Genomic DNA, 20,759 nt, shown 5'->3' on the forward strand with positions numbered 1-20,759 from the left:
ACTCTCCTCCAATAACGTAAATATCTTAGCATACAATTACGAAGATGTAAAAATGACACCATTTAAAATAGTGTCATCTGATTCTCTTCATCCAATCCCTCTAAAGCATTCATATCCGCTAACTTTTCAACTAAAGTCTTTGAAAGCTGTGTACGCTTCAATACATCTTCCTTAGATAGGAATGGTTTTTCTTCTCTAGCCTTAACGACAGACAAACCTACGTTTGAACCCAATCCATCAATACTTGTAAATGGTGGAATGATTGCCTTTGGATCGTCAGGATCTACAATAAATTCGGTAGCTGCACTTCGATTAATGCTGATATTTGAGAATCTAAAGCCACGCAAAACCATTTCTAAAGCTAACTCTAAAGTATCATAAATAGCCAATTCTTTATCACTCGGCTTTTGTGTTTTATCTTCCTTCATATGCTTGATATCCGCCATTCTTTGACGAATAGCCGCTTCCCCTTGAATCATTGTTTGTACATCATACGCATCACATCGAATACTGAAATACATACAGTAATAGTGAACAGGCATATGCACCTTAAACCACGCAATACGTACCGCCATCATTACATAAGCAACGGCATGGGCTTTAGGGAACATGTACTTGATTTTTGTACACGAATCAATGAACCACGCTGGTACATTATTGGCTTTCATTTCGGTAACCCATTCATCCTTCAAACCCTTACCCTTACGAACACTTTCCATAATGGTAAAAGATAACTTTGGTTTCACTCCATATCCCATTAAGTCAACCATGATATCGTCACGACATCCAATAACTTCATTCAACTTGCAAGTACCGTTATCAATTAAATCCTTGGCATTTCCCAACCAAACATCCGTACCATGAGAAAGACCTGAAATAGTTACCAATTCCGCAAATGTGGTCGGCTTTGTAAGCTCAAGAATACCACGAACAAATGGCGTACCAAACTCTGGAATACCCGCTGCTCCTGTTACTTCATTATATTTTGTTGTATCAATTTTCAATGATTCCGTGGTAGAAAAAATAGCCATTGTAGCCTGATCATTCATTGGAATCTGACGAACATTTACACCCGTTATTCTTTCCAACATCTTCATTGCCGTTGGATCCACATGGCCTAAAATATCAAATTTCAAGATATTATCGTGAATCTGATGGAAATCAAAGTGCGTTGTTTTCCATGTTGCATTCGGGTTATTAGCTGGATACTGAACAGGTGTAAAATCATGAACATCCATATCCAATGGAACAACAACGATTCCTCCTGGATGCTGTCCAGTCGTTCTTTTTACGCCTTCACAACCTTTGGCCAAATCCACACGCTTTGCCTCATTAAAAGGCTCGCACTCCATTTCCTCCTCATATCCCTTTACATAACCATATGCCGTTTTTTCCTGTACCGTACCTACAGTACCCGCTCTAAATACGTGATCATCTCCAAATACTTCTTTTGTGTAGGCATGCGCATTCGGTTGATATTCACCAGAAAAGTTCAAATCAATATCGGGAACTTTATCTCCTTCAAAACCTAAGAATGTTTCAAAAGGAATATCCTGACCATCTCCACGCATAATTTCTCCACAAACCGGACAAATCTTATCGGGCAAATCAAATCCAGATTTTGCTTCATCACCATCTAAAAACTCATAATGCTGACAATTCTTACATACATAATGAGGTGTTAGTGGATTTACTTCTGTAATATTTGACATCGTCGCGACAAAGCTAGACCCTACAGATCCACGTGAACCCACAAGATATCCGTCATCATTGCTCTTTTTCACAAGTAAGTGTGAAATATAATATACTACATAGTAGCCATGTCCAATAATACTATCCAATTCACGTGTTAAACGTTTCTCAACAATATCTGGCAAATCTTTTCCATACCATTCGTGTGCTGTTTCAAAACATATATCACGCAACTTTTGGTCAGATCCCTCAATGTCAGGTGGATACAACTTATCTTTAATTGGAAAGATAGGCTCAGTTAAAAGCTTCAATTTATTTGTATTTTCCACAACAATTTCATAAGCTACATCTTCACCCATCCATTCAAAAGCCTTCAGCATTTCATCTGTTGTCAACAAATGCTGATTTGGATTGCTCGTAGCCTTACGTGCTTGTTTATTGTAGATATATAAAGGATGTCTCGCGTTTCCAATAGCCTTCGCATTGATATAAACATCGCGAAGACGTTTTTCATTTGGATTCACATAATGCGCATCACTCGACGCAATAACCATTTTTCCTGTTTCTTTTGCCGTGTCATAAATAAATTGTAAATACCATTTCAAGTCATCTACATCAGTAATACTGCCACGATCCAATAGATTCTTATAACAATCCAAAGGCTGCAATTCAATATAATCATAATACTGCATCGCTTCATATAGTTCTTTTTTACTACGCGTATGTGCTAATTCAAAAATCTCACCATTTTGGCAAGAAGAACCAATCAATAAGTTTCCATGATCCCATTTTTTTGAGATTTCTTCCTTAATAATACGAGGCTGTCCATTTTCTTTTCCCATACTCACTAAATATTGCGTATGAGATAAAGTAATCAATTCAAATAATTCTTTCAAGCCATCTTTATTCTTCGCATACACAGTCATATGATATGGACGATTTCTTTCATAAGGCTTCTTTGTAGAATATTTTTCACATCCACCTTCCATATCAACCAATGTATCTAAAGTTGCTTCATGTCCTAACTGATTCATCATGTTATACATGACTTGCGAAAGAACGTCCGCATCATAGTCCGCACGGTGCGCCCCTTCGCCATCATAACTTACACGATAATGACGACATACACTTCCTAAATTAAAACGTTTTTGATCATTTGGGAGCATGGCATATGATAATGGTAACGTATCAATAACCGGATTCATTAATTCTTCATGACCCGTTTTTCTGCAAGCAGCATTCATAAAGCCAACATCAAATGTCGCATTATGTGCAACTAAAATAGAATCACCAATAAAATCCAACAACTCTTCTAAAGCATCTTCGATAGGTTTAGCACGATCCACATCATTTTGTGTGATATGCGTCAAATTTGAAATATGAGCCGGAATCGTACGTTTTGGGTTGATAAACATCTGTAAACGACCCACTTCTTCACGATTCTTAATTTTCACACCGCCAAACTCAATAATTTCATCACGCGTGTTAGAAAGTCCTGTGGTTTCCAAGTCAAATACAACAAATGTTGCATCCTCTAATTTTCGATGATCATTATTGTAAACAATATGATATTTAGAATCAGCCACTAACATTTCACATCCATACAACATTTTAAATTCACGATTTGGATCTTTTTTTGATAAAGCTTCAATCTTATGTTGTGCCATTGGAAATGCCTGTACAACCTGATGATCGCATACCCCAATTGAGTCCATACCCCAGTCATAAGCTGTTTGAATAAATTCTTCGATAGCACAAACTCCATCCATTTCAGAAAAATTAGAGTGTACATGCCATTCTGTTCTTTTAACCTGTGCATGATCCATTCTTTTCTTTTCTTCTGTAATTTCAAGCTTACGCACCATAAAAGAATCACACTTTGAAAAGTTATCATAAACAACTTCACCCGTTAAAATAACGTGCATTCCTTTTTTTACACTATCAATTTCTTCAATTGGACATCTTGCCCCTTCAAAACGCTTAGCCACGATTGCATCATCATAATCACTAATATAAAGCATCTGCAACGTTTTTCCACTTTTCATAACACGATTGTCAATATCAAAGATATGTCCTTCGATTTGTACATTTGAATAGCCCACTCGCAAATCCGCTATCTTATATGTTGTAGCCGATTCCTTTTTATAGCTATTTGAAGAAGGATATTGCTTCTTCACCGGCTCTGTTTTGACAGGTACTGGTGTAATTTCAACCTTAGCCGTTTCAATTGCGACATCATCTTCTACTTTCTTACAAACAATTTCTTGTGTAATACCTACTTCACTTAATTTTTCCATTAAAGACGGCAAAGCCAAATTTAAAGCAGCTAAACGAGCTTCATCGCGCGTAGAGAAACAAATCGTATCCTTTTCTATATAGGGATGAAGAAAGCGAAAATCTTTAATATCGGCATATTTTTCAACAAAATGGTTCACATAACGATCGAGTTCATCCATTTCCACTTTATTGTTCCGTACATGAATATGAAGCCTTACATGTACATGCAAAGCAACCTGAAGCTTTGTGATAATTTGCTCATATATTTGTAAAGGAATTACATTTTCAAATTCAACATAAAAATCAACTACTTTATGAGCCGCATGAAATACTGGGTTCGCATAAAATTTAGCTGTTTTAAAGTATGAATATAATTCCTGATCTAATAATTTCTCAAATACTTCCATTTTCTATGTCCTATTTTGCCATTTTTTCAAAAGCATCCTTAGCCGCTTTTTGTTCCGCCTTTTTCTTTGTGCTACTCGTTCCTTGACCTAATAAAATATCATCTAAATATACACCCATTGTGAATGTTGGCGCATTGCTAGGGCCTTTTTCTTCTAACAATTTATATTGAATTGTCTTTCTAGAATCTGCCTGGATTACTTCTTGAAGATGCGTCTTATAATCCGTTACCGCTTCACTCTTTTCTTGTTTAAATACAGGCTTCATATATTTTGTTAAGATATCATCACATACAGAATATCCCTGATCAATATAAATAGCTCCGATACAAGCTTCGAATTGATCAGCCAAAATACTTTCCCTGTGGCGTCCACCTGTTTTTTCTTCTCCAACACCAAGACGTAAAAATTCATACCATCCTAATTGTCTATTTAGTACTGCTAATGTAGATTCACAAACAGTTTGCGCACGAAGCGTAGTCATCTGTCCTTCACGCATTTTTGGCTGCATCAAAAAAAGCTGTGTTGCGCTCCAAATCTGCAAAACCGAATCTCCCATAAATTCAAGACGCTCATTATCGCCCATTTCACGATGATGTTCATTCGCATATGAAGAGTGTGTACATGCTTCTAAATAAATATCTTCATCTTTATAACTATATCCATTTGCCTCTAACCAATCGATAAATTTCTCCATTTTTATTCTCCTTTTTCTAGATCTTCTAATACACAGGCCGGTACAAAACCAGAAATATCCTGTCCATATTTAAAAAGTTCTCTTACGTTTGAGCTTGAATACAAACTATATTCAGGACGTGTAAACAAACAAACTGTTTCAATATGATCATCCAATCTTGCGTTCATAAAAGCCATATTTTGCTCGTAAGTACAATCCACCCCATTACGAATTCCACGTACCAGCACAGTAGCATTTACACTTTTACATGCATCCACTACTAATCCAGATTGAATTTTACACGTAACATTCGGCATATTCTTCGTTGCCTCATTTAACCATTTTAATCTTGTTTCTTCATTAAACTCATTATTTTTATCTGAATTTGGTGAAATAAAAACAACAAGTTGATCAAACAATTTACTTGCTCTTTCAATAATATCTAAATGCCCATAGGTTACTGGGTCAAAAGTTCCACAAAAAGCAGCGATTTTCATTTTATATTCTCCTTTCGATAATATGAAATACGTGTAATTCCATATGTTTTTTCTTTATATTTTGTAAATGAAGCCATTTGCTCTGGCCATATCTCTTCCTGTAAGCTTTCAATCACAACAATCCCATCCTCTTTTACAAGATTCTGTTCATCTAATTTTTGAAGTAATTTTTCATTCTCTTGTTTTGCGTAAGGAGGATCAATATAAACGACATCATACTTTAATGTAAGACGCTCTAACACACTAAAAATATTTCCGCAAATAATTTTTGTTTCCTTATCCGCCTTTAAACTTTTTACATTTTCTTTAATGACAGAAACAGCTCCCTTATTATTATCCACTAAGGTAGCATGATCCATTCCACGACTTACGGCTTCTAATCCCATATTCCCTGTCCCGCTGTAACAGTCCAAAAAATTTCCACCATCGAATAGATTTCCTAAGCTCGAAAAGATAGCGCCCTTTATTTTATCCTGTGTAGGTCGCGTCGCATCATTTTTAGGACTTTTTAATGATCTAGAACCATATTTACCTGCAACAATTCTCATAATAAACGATCCATCTCCTTTCTTCGGATTGAACAAATACAATTTTGTGCCAACCCCATCGTCAACATAATAGAAATTAGACTTGTACCGCCACTACTAATAAATAAAAGTGGAACACCTGTAAAAGGAATCAAACATGCAACTCCTCCTGCATTCAAGAAAAAGTGCATAAATAAATAAACACCGGTTCCTCCTAATACTACTTTATACATGACTTCACTCGTTTTAAAGGCATAGTAAAACAATCTAAATTCGATTAAGCCATATAAAGCCACTAAACATAAAAATCCGCCAATCCCTAATTCTTCAATTAATACAGCTAAGATATAATCATTATCCGCCTGTGTTAAATATCCATATTTACGAGCTGAATTTCCAGGGCCTTTTCCTATAACATTGGCACTTGCAATACCATATAAAGAATTGGCCGGCTGATATCCATCTCCATATACATTTGTATAAGGATCTTTAAAGTTTTCAATACGCACAGCAATATGTGCTAATGGAGTATGTTTTAATACCTCGGTACCAATATTTGTTACCCCAAACAAAACAACAGCCAAAACAATTCCTGCAGTCACAATAAGTTTCAAAATACGTTGTGTGCGTAGTAACACTGGATATTTAGGTATCATGATACATGATAAAAAAATAAAAGTAATAATCGTTAATGTTCCATAATCTTTTTGGAAAACAATTATTATACATATACAGATATATACAATCCAAGCTCTTTTGAAAAGCTTGCCCTTTTCCTTTAACATAGACGTTTTCTTTTTTGCACGATATAGACATGTCGCACATAAAATAATTATAAACGGCTTCACAAATTCACTCGGCTGTAAAGACATTCCAGCAATCTGAATCCACGCATGGCTTCCTCCTACTTCTGGAAATGCGAATGGAAGCGCCAATATGAATAAACAAAGAGGAATAAATCCTATTTCCAATTTTGAAAACCAACTGAAACGAAATGCTCTATTCATAAATAACATGGCAATATAACCAATCAATACAAATACACATTGCTTGCCCATGACTTTAGGTACAATATTAGGAGCATAGGTAGTCTTTCCTACATTGGTTGAGACAATCATGAATGTTCCTGCCACCAAAAGAATCGCAATTGCCCAGTTAATATATTTATCGCACTTTGGATCTAAAGCCAGAAATGATAATCTCGGCTTCTTTGTCTGTTCGGACATGCTAATCCCCCCATCATAAATTCTATTTTACCATATTTTCAAAAATCATTTGTCAAGAATTCGAAAATGCTATAGAATACTTGCGAGGATGATTACTATGAAAATAACAAGCAAAGACATTATATTGGATACAGATGAAAGAATTCGCATGCATAGTGAGCCAGTTTCATTGCCTTTATCAAATGAAGATAGAGAACTATTAGAGGCTATGCTAGAGTATGTACGTAATTCTCAAGATGATGAAATAGCACAGGCTGAAGGTCTACAACCCGCTGTTGGTATTGCCGCTGTTCAGGTTGGTGTTTTAAAACAAATGATTGCCGTTGTAATTCCATATGAAGATGGTGTAGATGAAGTTGCCTTGGTCAATCCAAAAATCATTTCTGAATCTGTACAAAATGCATATTTAGATAATGGAGAAGGCTGTTTATCTGTAAAGGGAGAACATCCTGGTCACGTTTTCCGTCATGCACGAATCAAAGTTCGTGGTTATGATTTAATTCAAGACAAAAATATTACGATTTCGGCAGAAGGTTATTTTGCAATCTGTCTTCAACATGAAATCGATCACTTATCAGGTACCCTTTTCTACGATCACATTGATGCCAAAAATCCTTGGAAAAGTGATGATGAGGCAGAAGTCATTTAAGCTTCTGCTTTTTTAAATTGCGTAGCTTTGCTATAATAAAATTAGAATCATTAAAAATATAGAAAGAGGTCGAATATGCCAAAAACACAAGAGCAAACGTTTGGGCATGCATCGAACAAAAAACCATATCACGCAAAAAATCACGTTGAAAAAGGTGATACTTTAATCTATGCCTTGGGAGGTTTAGGTGAAGTTGGTAAAAATATGTACTGCTACGAACATGAAAATGAAATTTGTATCGTAGATTGTGGTGTTTTGTTCCCCGGTGATGAATTGCTAGGAGTTGATTATGTTATTCCTGATTATCACCATTTGATTCGCATGAACAAAAAAAGAAAGTTTTTAGTCATTACCCATGGTCATGAAGATCACATTGGAGGTATTCCTTTCTTACTAAAACAAGTCCAAATTGATGCAATTTATGCACCTCGTTTTGCTAAAGCTTTGATTCTTAAAAAGTTAAGTGAACATAAAGGACTAGAAAAAACAAAAATTATAGAAATTGATGAAAATTCAAGTGTCACAACAAAATACTTTAAAGTAGGATTTTTCAACACTATCCACTCTATCCCCGATTCATTAGGCGTACACATTACATGTCCTAACGGATCTATCGTTCATACAGGTGACTTTAAATTCGATTTAACGCCTGTTGGAACAAATGCCGATTATCAAAAAATGGCATTTATCGGAGTTACAAAACCTGATTTATTAATGTCAGATTCAACCAACTCTGGAGTTGAGGACTTCTCAATTTCAGAAAGAAAAGTCGCAAATGAAATTCAAGACATTATGCGAAAAACAAAACAACGTTTAATTGTTGCCACATTCGCATCCAATGTACATCGTGTTGCCCAAATTATTGAGGCTGCTACAAAATTTGGACGAAAAGTCATCGTTTTTGGTCGCAGTATGGAAAACGTTGTAGATATCGGAAGAAAAATGGGTACAATCAAAGCCAAAAATTCTGACTTTTTAAGCCCTGAAGAATTAGCTTATACACCAGATGAAAAGGTTTGTATCATCTGTACAGGAAGTCAAGGGGAACCTCTTGCAGCCCTATCTAGAATCGCAAAAGGTACGCACCGTTTTATTCATTTAAAGCCTGGTGACACAATTGTCTTCTCAAGTAACCCCATTCCTGGAAACCAATCCAGTGTAAATAAAGTTATTGATAACTTATTTAGATCGGGTGCAACCGTACTAACAAAATCAATCTTAAATAACTTGCACACAACAGGACATGCGTCAAAAGAAGAACAAAAGCTAATGCTTCAGCTAGTTCGTCCAACTTATTTCATGCCAATACATGGTGAATATAAGATGTTGATGCAACACCGTCAAACCGCAATTGAAACAGGTATCCCTAAAGAAAATATCTTCGTATGTGCTAATGGTGATATTCTTATTTTAAGAAATCATAAAGTGCTTCAAAGTGACTGGCGATACCAGGGTGATGATATCTACGTAGATGGAAATGATATTTCTGGACTTTCAACAGCTGTATTAAAAGATCGTCGCATCTTAGCTGATAATGGCTTGGTCGCTGTAATCTTAGCTATTGATTCAAAAGAGAATAAGATTTTAATGCGTCCTGTCATTGTATCACGTGGATTTGTCTTTATTAAAGACTCACAAGGATTGATCAAAGAAGCGGAATATATCGTTAATAATTCACTTCAAGAAAAGATGAAAGAAAAAACAACTTTCTCTGAAATTAAGAACTGTGTTCGCTCCACATTAGAGCCATTCTTATATAAGAAAACGCATCGAAATCCAATTGTAATTCCAGTTATTTTAAATTCAAAACAAACAATGGAAGAGCTTCAAAAGAATCGTAAGAATGGTTTTTATACTAGAAAACCTAGAACAACAAAGGCATCCTAAAGATGTCTTTTTTTTTCATGTATGCTAAAATAAGACCATGACAAATCTACAAAAGAAAATGTTTATTGTGATTACCATTCTTTTTGCAATCGTACTCAGTATGCTAGGATCATTAACTTTCGCACAAAAGATTGAGCCAAATCAATTAAACGTTCAATATAAAACTTTAAAGGACGAAAAAATCCCTAAATCGATGAATGATGTCTCAATTGTATACTTTACAGACTTACAATATGGTAAGTTTGAAAACAAAAAAAGAGCCAACAAGCTCTTTGATACAATTCGACACTTAGACCCAGACATTGTTATTTTTGGAGGAGACCTCTTCGATACATCTTGCCAAATGAGCCAGCAAGATATAGATTACATCACAAATAAGCTTTCTAGCATTCAAGCACCTCTAGGTAAATTCTGTGTTTTAGGTGAAAAAGACGAGGCAAATAACGATGTCATACGCTCTATTTTAAATCAATCTCAATTTGAAATATTAGAAAATGAAACGATTCTACTCACAAATGAACAAAAAGACGGCATTACGTTAAGCGCACTATCAAACAGTCCAGATGTTAGTAAAATCTCAATTTCAAATCAACAATATAACCTATTGATTTCACATATGCCTGATACAATCACAAATGAGGATTTATCCACAAAAGCCATATCATTAGCTTTATGTGGACATTCACATGGTACACAAATCACATTCCCAATTTTTGGAGGATATAAATCAATCGATGGCGCAAAATCATTAAATCGTTCACACGCCAAAAGACTTTCTTTTCCCTACATCATTTCAACTGGAATCGGATGTACTCACACGAACCTTCGCTTTATGGCAAAACCAGAAGTTTATTATCTTATGCTTCAAAACAAGTAAGACAACGCAATGCGTTGTCTCTTTCTTTATCTCCTTTTCTCAATCAACAATAAATACGGACAATAATCCACTAGTAAGTTTTGTACTTTTTGAACCTGAATTCCCGTCTGTGATTTCAAAAAATCCTCAATACATTTTGCCTCTTTGACACCCGATTCATGTGGATACATCACAAGAGCCATTCTTCCTTTTACTTTTAAAAGATGTAAAGCTTGTTTCACAGCCATAACACTTGATAAAGATTGAGTTGTAATTTCATGACTTCCACTTGGAAAATACCCAAAATTAAATATGATCGCATCTACAACTTCATGAACATACTCTTCCATATATTCATGACCCACATTATAGAAACAAGTTCTTGCATTCAAAAATCTATTTCTTGTATTTTCAAACACATCCTTTTGAATTTCAAATCCATATACTTTATGCACATGCATAGATAAAAAGAAATCGGTATCTTTTCCTTGACCTAATGTTGCATCTATACAAATGGCTTGTTTATGAAGTACAGGCTTTAAAAATTCATGCGATTGATCGACCATTGATTTCATCGTAATTTTAATGCCTCTTTATACAACATATAATCTTCTGTTTTATCACATACAAAACATACATGAATCACCTTTGTTTCAGGAAATTTATTCATTAAACGTTTGATTGTCTCAATTGCGATAACACAAGCCTCATGATTGGGATATCCATTGATACCTGTAGAAATACAAGGAAATGCGATATTGATTGATTCCATGTTGCATTTGCGCATATAATCATACGCTAATGCCATACTATTCCAGTAGCAAGCAGCTAAATATTCATCTTCATTATGCATTCCATCAATATATCGTGGTCCACACGTATGAATAACGGCTTTACACGGCAAATTAAAAGCATCCGTCATTTTTGCCTTTCCCACATCCAAACCATTTAATTTCTGACAAGCCTTTTTCATTTCTCTTCCCGCTTGATGAAAAATTTGTGCACTCACCCCTTGCATTGGTAAGATTTGTTGATTGGTTGGATTTACAATTAAATCAAAATCCAACATAGATAAATTTCCTTTTAATGTACTAATCATTGGTCTTCTCCCATCTTTGTCATTCGACTTGACAATTTTTGTGCAGAAATCGACACACTATGAAACTGGGTTGCTAAAGTTTCCAATGTCTTTTCCGCTTTTATACTTCTTTCTACAAGACGATTCGCATCCTCCTGCAACAATAATATATTTCGTTCAATTTCTTCCATATGACTTGTTCTATAAAAATCCTTTGTGCTTGACAATAAAGTCATTACCTCTGCCACAAGTGTAGTTGGAGATACGAGCATGACTCTTTTTTGTAAAGCATATGTAAATAGATCATCACATTTAGCACAAACAAATTGATAAATAGCTTCACTAGGTACAAACAGTAAAGCATATGGCATCGTATCCATATTGATATATTTATTGGCAACATCGTCAATATGCTTTTTCATATTCATCTTAAAAGGTCTTAGATATGTATCTTCATCTTCCTGTAAATTCAAATAGTTTTCCATCGGAAATTTTGAATCGATACATAATACCTTTTTTGTATCTGGCAAATGAAAAGCACAATCTGCAATCTTACCATTTGGCAAAGTATACTGCATTGTATAAATTGAAGGATTTTGTCCACAGTATACACTAAGAAGCATATCCAATTGATATTCTCCCCAGTTTCCTCTTAGCTTTGTATTTGTCATAACTGTATTCATACGATATAAATACTCTTCCATTTGATTCAAGCTCACTCTAGAAGTTGCCTGATTCTTCTGTACATCCTGTACTTGTTTTAATAAATACTCAAAATTTTTTTGTAGAATCAAAGAGTCTGAATTCGAAGAAATAACTTCTTTCGATTTATTTTGCATCAATAAAACAATTAAGCATACAATCACAATGCATAATAATATTAAAATAATGATTTCCATTAAAACCTCCATATGCGAAAAGAAAAGAGACAAAATATTTTGTCCCCTCATTTGTATATTTATTATAGTTCAACTCAAAATGAATTACTACAATTTTTGAAATTCTTTCATATATTCCACAAGAAAATCAGCCGTAGCCTCCACCATTTCTTTACCCCATTCATACGTGGCATATTTAGGATGATCCTTGCCAAACCAACCATTATCACTACTCAAACGATTGCTTCTTGGAACTGGAATATCTACACCTTTAAAATTAACTGTTTGTGCATTGGATGCAGTTAAAGAAGGAGTAAAAACATTTAAATTTGAATCTGCAATCTTATCTTTCTGAACTAAACTTTCATCCACATACAACATCGCAGCCGTTTCCTGACCTGCACCATGACCTCCGGCCCATTCCGGATTGATTTTCCCGGCAATCGTCCACCAATCAAAAATTGTTCCAACAGCGCCCTTTTTATATAAATGACGACACACTTTACTTAAAGCATGAGTATTCCCTCCATGACCATTTAAAAACACAAAATGTCTTGCACCACAATCATATAATCGATCACTAATTCTTTCCATCACCATTTCTAATAAGTCACTACCAATCGAAATCGTTCCTGTATATTCCGTATGAAAATCTGCATCACCATAAGGTAGTGTTGGACAAATCAATGCATCACTTTGTTTTTCTACAAGCTCTAATATTTTATTTGGAATCATTGTATCCGTTCCTAAAGGATTATGAATCCCATGATTTTCTGTACTTCCCGTAGTTAAAATGACCATATCATGATTCTTAAAATATTCTTCACAATCTTTCCAACTCATTCTTTCTAATCGCATAACTTCACTTCCTATCTTTATATATGTATAATACTACTATTGAAAGGGAATTTTCTATGGATATTCAAATTTTATTATTTATACAAGATAATATTCGTCACTATATATTAACTCCATTCTTTACTTTAATTACCAATGAATACTTTTTATATGCACTTCTATCGATTGTATTAGTTTACATGTTCAAAAAAAACGAAAACACTCGAAAGCTCGCAAAAGAAACAATCATTGCGTTTTTGATTTGTACCGTATTATTCATTGTATTAAAACTTATTTTTCAAAGGCCTAGACCCTTTGATGCGTTTAATCAATTGATTCCATTAGTGGATAAACCATCCGATTACTCATTTCCATCTGGACACACAGCATCTGCCTTTATTTGTGCTTTTATGGTTTATGATGGTCTACCCAAAAAATATAGTATTCTAGTTATCATACTTGCGATACTTGTTGCCTTTTCTAGACTTTATGTTGGTGTTCATTATCCTACTGATATACTAGCTGGAATTGCACTCGCCTACGTTGTTTATAAATTTATGAAGAAAACTATGTCGACAAAATGACATAGTTTTTTTGTAGGAGTATAATGAAAACAGATATAGGACGAGTTAACATTACAAAAAAAGGAGGATTATTGCATGTTACACGAAGTATCTTTTAGATCTTATAATGAACGAGATCAAGTACAAGGTTGGATTTATGTTCCTGCCTGCAAGCCGAATGGAATCGTTCAATTAATTCATGGATTTGGTGAACATTCAAGACGCTATATCCATATGATATCAGCTTTCTTGGACGCCGGCTATATTGTTGCAGCTGATGATCATGTAGGCCATGGAAAAACTGCGATAGTAAATAATGCATGGGGTGACTGGGGAGACAAAGGATGTCACACAATGATGGAGGATGAGCACACATTAAAGGAAATTGTATGTGAAAAGTATCCCAATTTACCTTACTTCTTGTTTGGTCACAGTATGGGGTCATTTATCACTAGAGATTTTATTGCGAAATATGGAAATGAATTGAATGGTGCAACTATTTGTGGCACAACAGGTGTTTTCCGTGGAGCAAAAGAAGTTGGGAAAAAATTAAAAGAAATCATTGATGCAGGACACGGTAAAGAATCTGATCCAAATGTTGTAGGCTCACTTATGGGTTGGATGTGTGAACGTTGTGGTGAAATTCAAATTGGAAACGAATGGATCTGCCATGATCCATATGTACAAATTGATCATGCACAAGATCCTTTTGACGCCTTCACAAGACCCACAAGCAATCGTTCTATTTATGATTTTATTCAAATGATGCTTGTGATTGAAGGAACGCAATGGGCAAGAAAAGTACCTACCGAACTACCTATTTATAATATTGCCGGTGATCAAGATCCTGTTGGTGAATATGGTCTTGGTGTATGTCAAGTCAGCAACTGGCTTGTAGAAACTGGACATCATGTTACTACTAAATTATATTCTGGCTATCGTCATGAAATTCATAATTATAATGAAATTAAAAATGAAGTTGAAGCTGGAATCATTGAATTTATGAATTCAAATTTATAAGGGTGTAATTTAATTTACACCTTTTTAGTAAAGGAAGTGAAGACTATGTTTAAAGCAATGCGAAGATTTAAACAACAATTATCGGAAGAAAAAAGTATTGAAATACTTACTAATGAGCCACATGGTGTACTATCTTTAATGAGCGATTCTGGTTATCCATATGGAGTTCCTATTACTCATTGGTATGATGAAAAGACTGGACATATTTATTTTCATGGAGCAAAAGAAGGACATAAGATGGATTGTTTAAAACGTTGCAATAAGGCTAGCTTTTGTGTCATCGACAAAGGATTTAAAAAAGATGGTGAATGGGCTGTTCATTATCAGAGTGTGATTGTGTTTGGAAAGATCCAAATGGTACATGATCCAGATAAAGTGAAAGAGATTTGTACTGAACTCTGTTTAAAATTTACTAATGATCAAGACTATATTGATCATGAATTAAAGTATTCAGGACCTAGTGTGCAATGTTTTGAACTCATTCCTGAACATATAAGTGGAAAGATCGTAAAGGAATCTTAATTGAGTTTCATGTCCTTCAATGTTACTATTATTGTAATAAAGTTGAGGAATTATTATGGCAAAACAAGCAACACTTAAACAATGGAAAGAGCTCTATGATCTTACTTTAGAAATTACAAAATTAAAGCCTTGGAAATCTTACTGGGATCTAGATTTAATTGCGGTTGAAACGAAGAAAAATGAAGAACCAAACTTCGTATCTATTATGGGCAAAAGTGGTACATGTACAGGTATCAGTGTCTATCATGGCATGGAGGGTTATAGTGATTTTTGTCAAATCTGTAATGATGATTATAATGTTCCTGCAACATTTGTCATGTCAGATCAAAACTGCATTACTTGCTACTGGGGAAACCGAGATGAAGTAGATGAAGACATGTATTCGATCATCAAACAATTGGACCTTCGTTTTCGTGGAAATGGAAATTGGATCTATTTCAAAACATTTGAAAAGAAAAGCTTTCCAAGCTTACCTAACTTTGGCGAAGTAAAAATGTTGATTGAAACATACAAAGGCTTACTAGAAACACTAAAACATGAAGAATATCAAGAATCTGTTTTTGAAAATGGGGACATCTATTATGCCCAGAAGGATGAAGATGGAAATTGGTTTTCATACACTGTTCCTAGGCCAGAAGAGCCAGACCGATATAACACAATTTATGTGAATGATGCAAGCTTAATTGAGCATTTTAAAAATATTGAAACAAGTGATCTAGAGCTTGCGATTGATATAGACTATATGATGGTCCCTACAAATGATACCGGTTTTGAAAGACCTATCAATCCCTTGGCCTATATTGTATTTGATTTAAGAAACAACCAAATCCTTCATTTTGACTTGATACATCCAGATCAAGAAGACTATGAAGTTATTATGAATAATTTCTTAGGAGCCATTGAAAATTTTGGCAAACCTAAGCATGTATATGCGAGAAATCCTTATATACTAAACTGGCTCGAATATATTTGTGAAAAGTTAGAGATTCCATTGGTTGAAGATAATTTAGAGGAAATTGAAGACATATTTGAAATGTTAAAACAATTTGGAGTAGAAGAATGAAAAAGAAATTAGAAAAACAAATTGATGCTATGATGGAAATGACTTTAGACGCCATCACAAAAAACAAACAATTAGAACCCGTTTTAAATGAATTATTTCATTATGCGCCAGATGATGAAGAATACCAATTCCTTTTATTAAGTGAAATTGCGAATACATATCTGCATACATTATTAGACTATAATTCAGAACTTCATGATTGTTCTTTTGAAGAAGGCATAAAAATGTGTATTGAAGAAAAAACAGACTTCTTAATGGAAAGATTTCAAACTTGTACTATTCAATTCCAACTGGATGACATCACAAGAACAATCACATTCCCTAAGCGATTGCCATTAGCAGATATGGCCTACTTTTTAATGTCTAGCTTAGATATTGTTTGTAGCTATGATTTCATGATCAACTGTGATGGTATTGATTATTCTATGGAAGAAATGCAAATGTGTTCTATTGCCGATTTATGTCTAGAAAAAAACGATATGTTTCTTCTTTCATTCTTTGACTCTGAAACAGATGAATTCTATCCAATAACAGGAAAATTATTAAATGAAGAATTAAATGATAAAGAAATAGAATTAGAACGCATTCAAGTTATTGAAACTAAAAATGATGGTCCTTGGGTAGAAGAGAATGAACGTCGTTCTTTAAACGAACAAAACGAACAATTGGTTTCAGGATTCTTCTTTAATAAAATGTTTTATGAAAGACCTGATCTATTTGAAGAATTAGAAAACGGCAAAGATATTGAAGAATTACTTTTCCAAATGATTGATGAAGAATTAAATGATGATATATATGATACTGAATATATGAACTAAAAAGGATCACACACATGATCCTTTTTTTCCTGGCTTGCGACTATAGGGTTAAGAGCAATTTTCACAAGCCAAGATTATATATTATTAAGCTTCATATTTTAATGCATCTTTACCACGACTACCCGTTGAGATACGAATAACATCTGCAACATCGTAAACAAAGATTTTTCCATCCCCAATATTTCCAGTATATAATGCTTTTTTAGCAGCATTTACAACTTCTTGTACTGGTACTTCACTTACTACAACTTCTACTTTTAATTTTGGAAGCAATTCCATATTAACTTTGGCACCACGATAGTAACTTGTCTGTCCCTTTTGTACACCACAACCAGACACTTTTGTGACTGTCATACCACCAATTCCAATTTCATTTAATGCAGCTTTGATCTTATCAAACTTCTCTGCTTTCGTAATAATAACAACCTTTGAAATAGATCCATCACTATGAATCACTTTAGTAGGTACGGCATCATCCACTTCTACACTTGGAGTAAAGCTAGAATCTTGAATTGTTTCTAAATATTCACCTGGAACATCCGCTTCTAAGGCAAAACCAGCATATGCACTTTCCAATCCATGCTCCATCTTATCAAGACCTACAATTTCTTCATGAGCACTTACACGTAATCCAATCGTCTTTTTAATAATAAAGAATGTAATAAACATGGTAACAGCTGTCCAAGCCCCAATCGCTAATAAACCTAATAACTGAACACCTAATAAATGGAATCCTCCACCATAGAATAAGCCTTGTGCTTCTGGCATTGTATCTGTTCCACATGCGAATAATCCAACACAAATAGTTCCTAACACACCATTTCCAAAGTGTACCGCAACCGCTCCAACAGGATCATCTACTTTTAATTTATAATCCAATAACCAAACAATAAAACAAACCACAAATCCAGATAAAATTCCAATAACAAATGATCCAAATACATTAACAGCATCGCATCCTGCAGTAATCGCAACTAAACCAGCTAAAGATCCATTTAAACACATCGCAACGTCTGGTTTTCCATATTTAATCCAAGTAATCAACATAACAGTACATGTTGCTACGGCTGGTGCTACTGTTGTTGTCGCAAAAATTGTTGCCAATTGTAGACCATTTGTGGCAGCTGCACCATTAAATCCATACCATCCAAACCATAAGATGAAACATCCTAATGCACCAATTGTTAAGCTGTGTCCTGGAATTCCTCGTGGACTTCCGTCTTTATCAAATTTTCCAATTCTTGGACCTAACATCCAAGCTCCAATCAAAGCAGTTAAACCACCAACATAGTGAATTGCAGCACTTCCGGCAAAATCGTGGAATCCTAAAGCACTTAGCCATCCACCACCCCATACCCAGTGGGCTTCAATTGGATACACAATCAAACTAATCACAAAACTATAAATACAATAAGATATAAACTTTGTTCTTTCTGCCATAGCTCCAGAAACAATTGTTGCGGCTGTAGCACAGAAAACTAAGTTAAATGTAAAGCTTGACCAGTTTGTTCCGGCAAAATTTGTGAGTGGACTTTCACCCCATCCTAACAAACCTGCAAAGTCGTGTCCCATTAATAGGCTATATCCTGTAATCAAAAATGCGACTGTTCCCAAACAAAAATCCATTAAGTTTTTCATGATGATATTTCCGGCATTTTTGGCTCTTGTAAATCCGGCTTCAACCATCGCAAATCCTGCCTGCATAAAGAATACAAATGCGGCTCCAATTAGGTACCATATTCCAAATACCTCAGTTAATATTTTCTCCATAATTTTCCCTCCTTATACAAAAAGAAAAAGGCACTTACAGCTCATGTATTCATGAACTATAAGCGCCTTTGCTTATGTATGTACGTATTTTATTCTGCATGTAACAATTTGTCAACTGTTTTCTGAAACATTTTGAAAATTATTTTCCATCCAATAATAACTCGGAATCAATATAACAACAGCACCTACCCAAGCAAGCACTTCGACCGGATATAATCCTGCCTTACCAAAGAATATTGGCAAAAATAATGCTCCCGAAATTCGCATAAACAGCTCAAATAAGCCAGATACCATAGGAATCAATGCGTTAGATAAGCCTTGAATTGTCGAACGATACGCATGTAATAAATATAAGATTGGCAAGAAAGCAGTTAAGCATCGCAAGAATGTCAGTCCATATGTCATAGCTTGCTTAGCCCCTTCACTTGTTTTTGAAATGAAACAAGATAAAAAGAATGGTCCAAAAATCCAAAGTATAATAGAGATCAAAATTGAAGTAGCCAAAGAAAGTAGGACAACTTTCTTAACACCACTCTTAATACGATCATAACGACCTGCACCATAATTCTGTCCTGTATACGTAACCATCGCATATCCATATGAAACAGCAGAAATCTCAAGCACCCCATATAATTTATTCATAGCCGTAAATCCTGCAAGGAAATATGTTCCATATTGGTTTACTGCGCTTGTTAGAACCATACCACCAATCGCAATCAATACATTTTGTAAGGCCATTGGAATCCCTAAACGAAATTGATTTTTATAATAGGATAAATCCTTACAAATTGATGTTGGCATATATTCGCTTAATCGTAAAACGTGATACAAACAGTAACATCCAGCTAAGACCTGTGCAATAATTGTAGCGACACCTGCCCCAATGATCCCCCATTCAAGTCCCATAACGAATAGAATGTCTAACCCTACATTACAGACACTCGCAATAATCATAGCATGTAATGGTGTTTTTGAATTTCCAAAGGCACGTAAAATACTTGCGAGGGCATTGTAAAACATGGTCGCAAATAATCCTAAATAAATAACGTGTGTATATGCCAAAGCTCGATCCATAATATCAGCTGGTGCTTTCAATAAAATCAAAATATTAGGTAAAAACGGATAAACAACAATCAAAATAATAAGTGTAGATAGAATTGCATTCACAACTAATGTCGAAATACATTTTTGAACATTACTCTTATCATGTGTACCAAATGCATGTGCAATTGGAATAGAAAAACCTTGAGCTAAACCTGTCACAACTGCAATCCCCATCCATGTAAGCCAATCCGAGCATCCTATAGCGGCTAATGCTTTTACGCCCAAATGTCTTGAAACAATAATCGTGTCACAAACTGTATATAGCTGTTGAAAAATATTTCCAAGCATTAAAGGTAAGGAAAACATAAAAATTAGTTTTAATTCGCTTCCCTTCGTCATATCTTTTATTTCCATAATCTCTCCTCTTTTAAATCAGTAATAGTATATCATGATATACAAAAATGAAAAAAATCAA

At 34.7% G+C, this 20,759-nt stretch carries 19 protein-coding genes; 8 read left to right on the plus strand and 11 right to left on the minus strand.

The features are described from left to right. Nucleotides 1-62: 62 nt before the first annotated feature. From DWY01_RS05735 to DWY01_RS05755, 5 genes are read right to left on the minus strand one after another with little or no spacing between them, the layout of a single operon-like run. A complete protein-coding gene (locus tag DWY01_RS05735) occupies nucleotides 63-4,376 on the minus strand; it encodes a PolC-type DNA polymerase III (protein WP_117994677.1) in 4,314 nt (1,437 codons plus the stop codon). Nucleotides 4,377-4,386: 10 nt separating this feature from the next. Next, the gene (rnc, locus tag DWY01_RS05740; protein ID WP_117994682.1) at nucleotides 4,387-5,070 is read right to left on the minus strand and encodes a ribonuclease III; all 684 of its coding nucleotides are present in this window, start codon (nucleotides 5,068-5,070) and stop codon (nucleotides 4,387-4,389) included. Nucleotides 5,071-5,072: 2 nt separating this feature from the next. Beyond that, nucleotides 5,073-5,546: a pantetheine-phosphate adenylyltransferase gene (coaD, locus tag DWY01_RS05745; RefSeq protein ID WP_117994685.1), complete on the minus strand. Its 474-nt coding sequence runs from the start codon at nucleotides 5,544-5,546 to the stop codon at nucleotides 5,073-5,075. Further along, the gene (rsmD, locus tag DWY01_RS05750) at nucleotides 5,543-6,094 is read right to left on the minus strand and encodes a 16S rRNA (guanine(966)-N(2))-methyltransferase RsmD (protein ID WP_117994690.1); all 552 of its coding nucleotides are present in this window, start codon (nucleotides 6,092-6,094) and stop codon (nucleotides 5,543-5,545) included. The genes coaD and rsmD overlap by 4 nt, the downstream gene beginning before the upstream one ends. After that, nucleotides 6,091-7,299, minus strand: a complete 1,209-nt coding sequence (locus DWY01_RS05755) for an FtsW/RodA/SpoVE family cell cycle protein (RefSeq protein ID WP_117994693.1) — start codon at nucleotides 7,297-7,299, stop codon at nucleotides 6,091-6,093. Before DWY01_RS05755 ends, rsmD begins: the two co-directional genes overlap by 4 nt. 97 nt (nucleotides 7,300-7,396) lie before the next feature. Here DWY01_RS05755 and def point away from each other — a divergent pair, with 97 nt between their 5' ends. The 3 genes from def to DWY01_RS05770 all read left to right on the plus strand — a co-directional run bounded on the left by def (nucleotide 7,397) and on the right by DWY01_RS05770 (nucleotide 10,712). Next, nucleotides 7,397-7,948 (plus strand): peptide deformylase, encoded by a 552-nt coding sequence (gene def / locus DWY01_RS05760; protein WP_117994697.1) that lies wholly within the window; start codon nucleotides 7,397-7,399, stop codon nucleotides 7,946-7,948. A gap of 75 nt (nucleotides 7,949-8,023) precedes the next feature. Beyond that, nucleotides 8,024-9,835, plus strand: coding sequence for a ribonuclease J (locus DWY01_RS05765; RefSeq protein ID WP_117994701.1), 1,812 nt, complete (start codon nucleotides 8,024-8,026; stop codon nucleotides 9,833-9,835). Between the two features lie 37 nt (nucleotides 9,836-9,872). After that, the gene (locus DWY01_RS05770) at nucleotides 9,873-10,712 is read left to right on the plus strand and encodes a metallophosphoesterase (protein WP_117994704.1); all 840 of its coding nucleotides are present in this window, start codon (nucleotides 9,873-9,875) and stop codon (nucleotides 10,710-10,712) included. Nucleotides 10,713-10,738: 26 nt separating this feature from the next. Here DWY01_RS05770 and DWY01_RS05775 read toward each other — a convergent pair whose 3' ends face one another. The 4 genes from DWY01_RS05775 to DWY01_RS05790 all read right to left on the minus strand — a co-directional run bounded on the left by DWY01_RS05775 (nucleotide 10,739) and on the right by DWY01_RS05790 (nucleotide 13,505). Then, the gene (locus tag DWY01_RS05775) at nucleotides 10,739-11,266 is read right to left on the minus strand and encodes a class I SAM-dependent methyltransferase (RefSeq protein WP_117994707.1); all 528 of its coding nucleotides are present in this window, start codon (nucleotides 11,264-11,266) and stop codon (nucleotides 10,739-10,741) included. Further along, the gene (locus DWY01_RS05780; RefSeq protein WP_117994710.1) at nucleotides 11,263-11,790 is read right to left on the minus strand and encodes a macro domain-containing protein; all 528 of its coding nucleotides are present in this window, start codon (nucleotides 11,788-11,790) and stop codon (nucleotides 11,263-11,265) included. The genes DWY01_RS05775 and DWY01_RS05780 overlap by 4 nt, the downstream gene beginning before the upstream one ends. Beyond that, nucleotides 11,787-12,668 carry a DNA recombination protein RmuC gene (rmuC, locus tag DWY01_RS05785; RefSeq protein WP_199519890.1) on the minus strand — a complete coding sequence of 294 codons (882 nt, stop codon included), beginning with the start codon at nucleotides 12,666-12,668 and terminating at the stop codon, nucleotides 11,787-11,789. The genes DWY01_RS05780 and rmuC overlap by 4 nt, the downstream gene beginning before the upstream one ends. Before the next feature lie 87 nt (nucleotides 12,669-12,755). After that, entirely contained in the window at nucleotides 12,756-13,505 is a 750-nt protein-coding gene (locus tag DWY01_RS05790) for a creatininase family protein (RefSeq protein WP_117994714.1), read from the minus strand. 56 nt (nucleotides 13,506-13,561) lie between these two features. Between DWY01_RS05790 and DWY01_RS05795 the strand changes: the two genes are divergently transcribed. The 5 genes from DWY01_RS05795 (at nucleotide 13,562) to DWY01_RS05815 (ending at nucleotide 17,470) form a co-directional block, all read left to right on the plus strand. Further along, entirely contained in the window at nucleotides 13,562-14,068 is a 507-nt protein-coding gene (locus tag DWY01_RS05795) for a phosphatase PAP2 family protein (RefSeq protein ID WP_158553661.1), read from the plus strand. A 75-nt stretch (nucleotides 14,069-14,143) separates the two neighbouring features. After that, nucleotides 14,144-15,067, plus strand: a complete 924-nt coding sequence (locus DWY01_RS05800; protein WP_117994723.1) for an alpha/beta fold hydrolase — start codon at nucleotides 14,144-14,146, stop codon at nucleotides 15,065-15,067. Nucleotides 15,068-15,112: 45 nt separating this feature from the next. Further along, nucleotides 15,113-15,589 (plus strand): pyridoxamine 5'-phosphate oxidase family protein, encoded by a 477-nt coding sequence (locus tag DWY01_RS05805; protein WP_117994728.1) that lies wholly within the window; start codon nucleotides 15,113-15,115, stop codon nucleotides 15,587-15,589. Nucleotides 15,590-15,644: 55 nt separating this feature from the next. Continuing rightward, nucleotides 15,645-16,652, plus strand: coding sequence for a hypothetical protein (locus DWY01_RS05810; protein ID WP_117994732.1), 1,008 nt, complete (start codon nucleotides 15,645-15,647; stop codon nucleotides 16,650-16,652). Beyond that, entirely contained in the window at nucleotides 16,649-17,470 is an 822-nt protein-coding gene (locus tag DWY01_RS05815; RefSeq protein ID WP_117994735.1) for a hypothetical protein, read from the plus strand. Before DWY01_RS05810 ends, DWY01_RS05815 begins: the two co-directional genes overlap by 4 nt. Nucleotides 17,471-17,554: 84 nt before the next feature. On the opposite strand, the gene DWY01_RS11805 is transcribed toward DWY01_RS05815, so the two are convergent. Next, entirely contained in the window at nucleotides 17,555-19,240 is a 1,686-nt protein-coding gene (locus tag DWY01_RS11805) for an ammonium transporter (protein ID WP_117994738.1), read from the minus strand. 111 nt (nucleotides 19,241-19,351) lie between these two features. Beyond that, nucleotides 19,352-20,698 (minus strand): MATE family efflux transporter, encoded by a 1,347-nt coding sequence (locus tag DWY01_RS05825; RefSeq protein ID WP_117994743.1) that lies wholly within the window; start codon nucleotides 20,696-20,698, stop codon nucleotides 19,352-19,354. Nucleotides 20,699-20,759: the final 61 nt, after the last annotated feature.

Source organism: Eubacterium sp. AF22-8LB (genome assembly GCF_003458715.1).
In the GTDB taxonomy this organism is placed as follows: domain Bacteria; phylum Bacillota_I; class Bacilli_A; order Erysipelotrichales; family Erysipelotrichaceae; genus Holdemanella.

Excerpts from the sequence above, each read along its gene's own strand:
- DWY01_RS05825 (WP_117994743.1), bottom strand. The coding sequence starts at position 20,698 with ATGGAAATAAAAGATATGACGAAGGGAAGCGAATTAAAACTAATTTTT.
- DWY01_RS05735 (WP_117994677.1), bottom strand. The coding sequence starts at position 4,376 with ATGGAAGTATTTGAGAAATTATTAGATCAGGAATTATATTCATACTTT.
- DWY01_RS05805 (WP_117994728.1), top strand. The coding sequence starts at position 15,113 with ATGTTTAAAGCAATGCGAAGATTTAAACAACAATTATCGGAAGAAAAA.
- DWY01_RS11805 (WP_117994738.1), bottom strand. The coding sequence starts at position 19,240 with ATGGAGAAAATATTAACTGAGGTATTTGGAATATGGTACCTAATTGGA.
- DWY01_RS05810 (WP_117994732.1), top strand. The coding sequence starts at position 15,645 with ATGGCAAAACAAGCAACACTTAAACAATGGAAAGAGCTCTATGATCTT.
- coaD (WP_117994685.1), bottom strand. The coding sequence starts at position 5,546 with ATGAAAATCGCTGCTTTTTGTGGAACTTTTGACCCAGTAACCTATGGG.
- def (WP_117994697.1), top strand. The coding sequence starts at position 7,397 with ATGAAAATAACAAGCAAAGACATTATATTGGATACAGATGAAAGAATT.
- DWY01_RS05770 (WP_117994704.1), top strand. The coding sequence starts at position 9,873 with ATGACAAATCTACAAAAGAAAATGTTTATTGTGATTACCATTCTTTTT.
- DWY01_RS05815 (WP_117994735.1), top strand. The coding sequence starts at position 16,649 with ATGAAAAAGAAATTAGAAAAACAAATTGATGCTATGATGGAAATGACT.
- DWY01_RS05755 (WP_117994693.1), bottom strand. The coding sequence starts at position 7,299 with ATGTCCGAACAGACAAAGAAGCCGAGATTATCATTTCTGGCTTTAGAT.
- DWY01_RS05765 (WP_117994701.1), top strand. The coding sequence starts at position 8,024 with ATGCCAAAAACACAAGAGCAAACGTTTGGGCATGCATCGAACAAAAAA.
- rmuC (WP_199519890.1), bottom strand. The coding sequence starts at position 12,668 with ATGGAAATCATTATTTTAATATTATTATGCATTGTGATTGTATGCTTA.
- DWY01_RS05775 (WP_117994707.1), bottom strand. The coding sequence starts at position 11,266 with ATGAAATCAATGGTCGATCAATCGCATGAATTTTTAAAGCCTGTACTT.
- DWY01_RS05780 (WP_117994710.1), bottom strand. The coding sequence starts at position 11,790 with ATGATTAGTACATTAAAAGGAAATTTATCTATGTTGGATTTTGATTTA.
- rsmD (WP_117994690.1), bottom strand. The coding sequence starts at position 6,094 with ATGAGAATTGTTGCAGGTAAATATGGTTCTAGATCATTAAAAAGTCCT.
- DWY01_RS05790 (WP_117994714.1), bottom strand. The coding sequence starts at position 13,505 with ATGCGATTAGAAAGAATGAGTTGGAAAGATTGTGAAGAATATTTTAAG.
- DWY01_RS05795 (WP_158553661.1), top strand. The coding sequence starts at position 13,562 with ATGGATATTCAAATTTTATTATTTATACAAGATAATATTCGTCACTAT.
- rnc (WP_117994682.1), bottom strand. The coding sequence starts at position 5,070 with ATGGAGAAATTTATCGATTGGTTAGAGGCAAATGGATATAGTTATAAA.
- DWY01_RS05800 (WP_117994723.1), top strand. The coding sequence starts at position 14,144 with ATGTTACACGAAGTATCTTTTAGATCTTATAATGAACGAGATCAAGTA.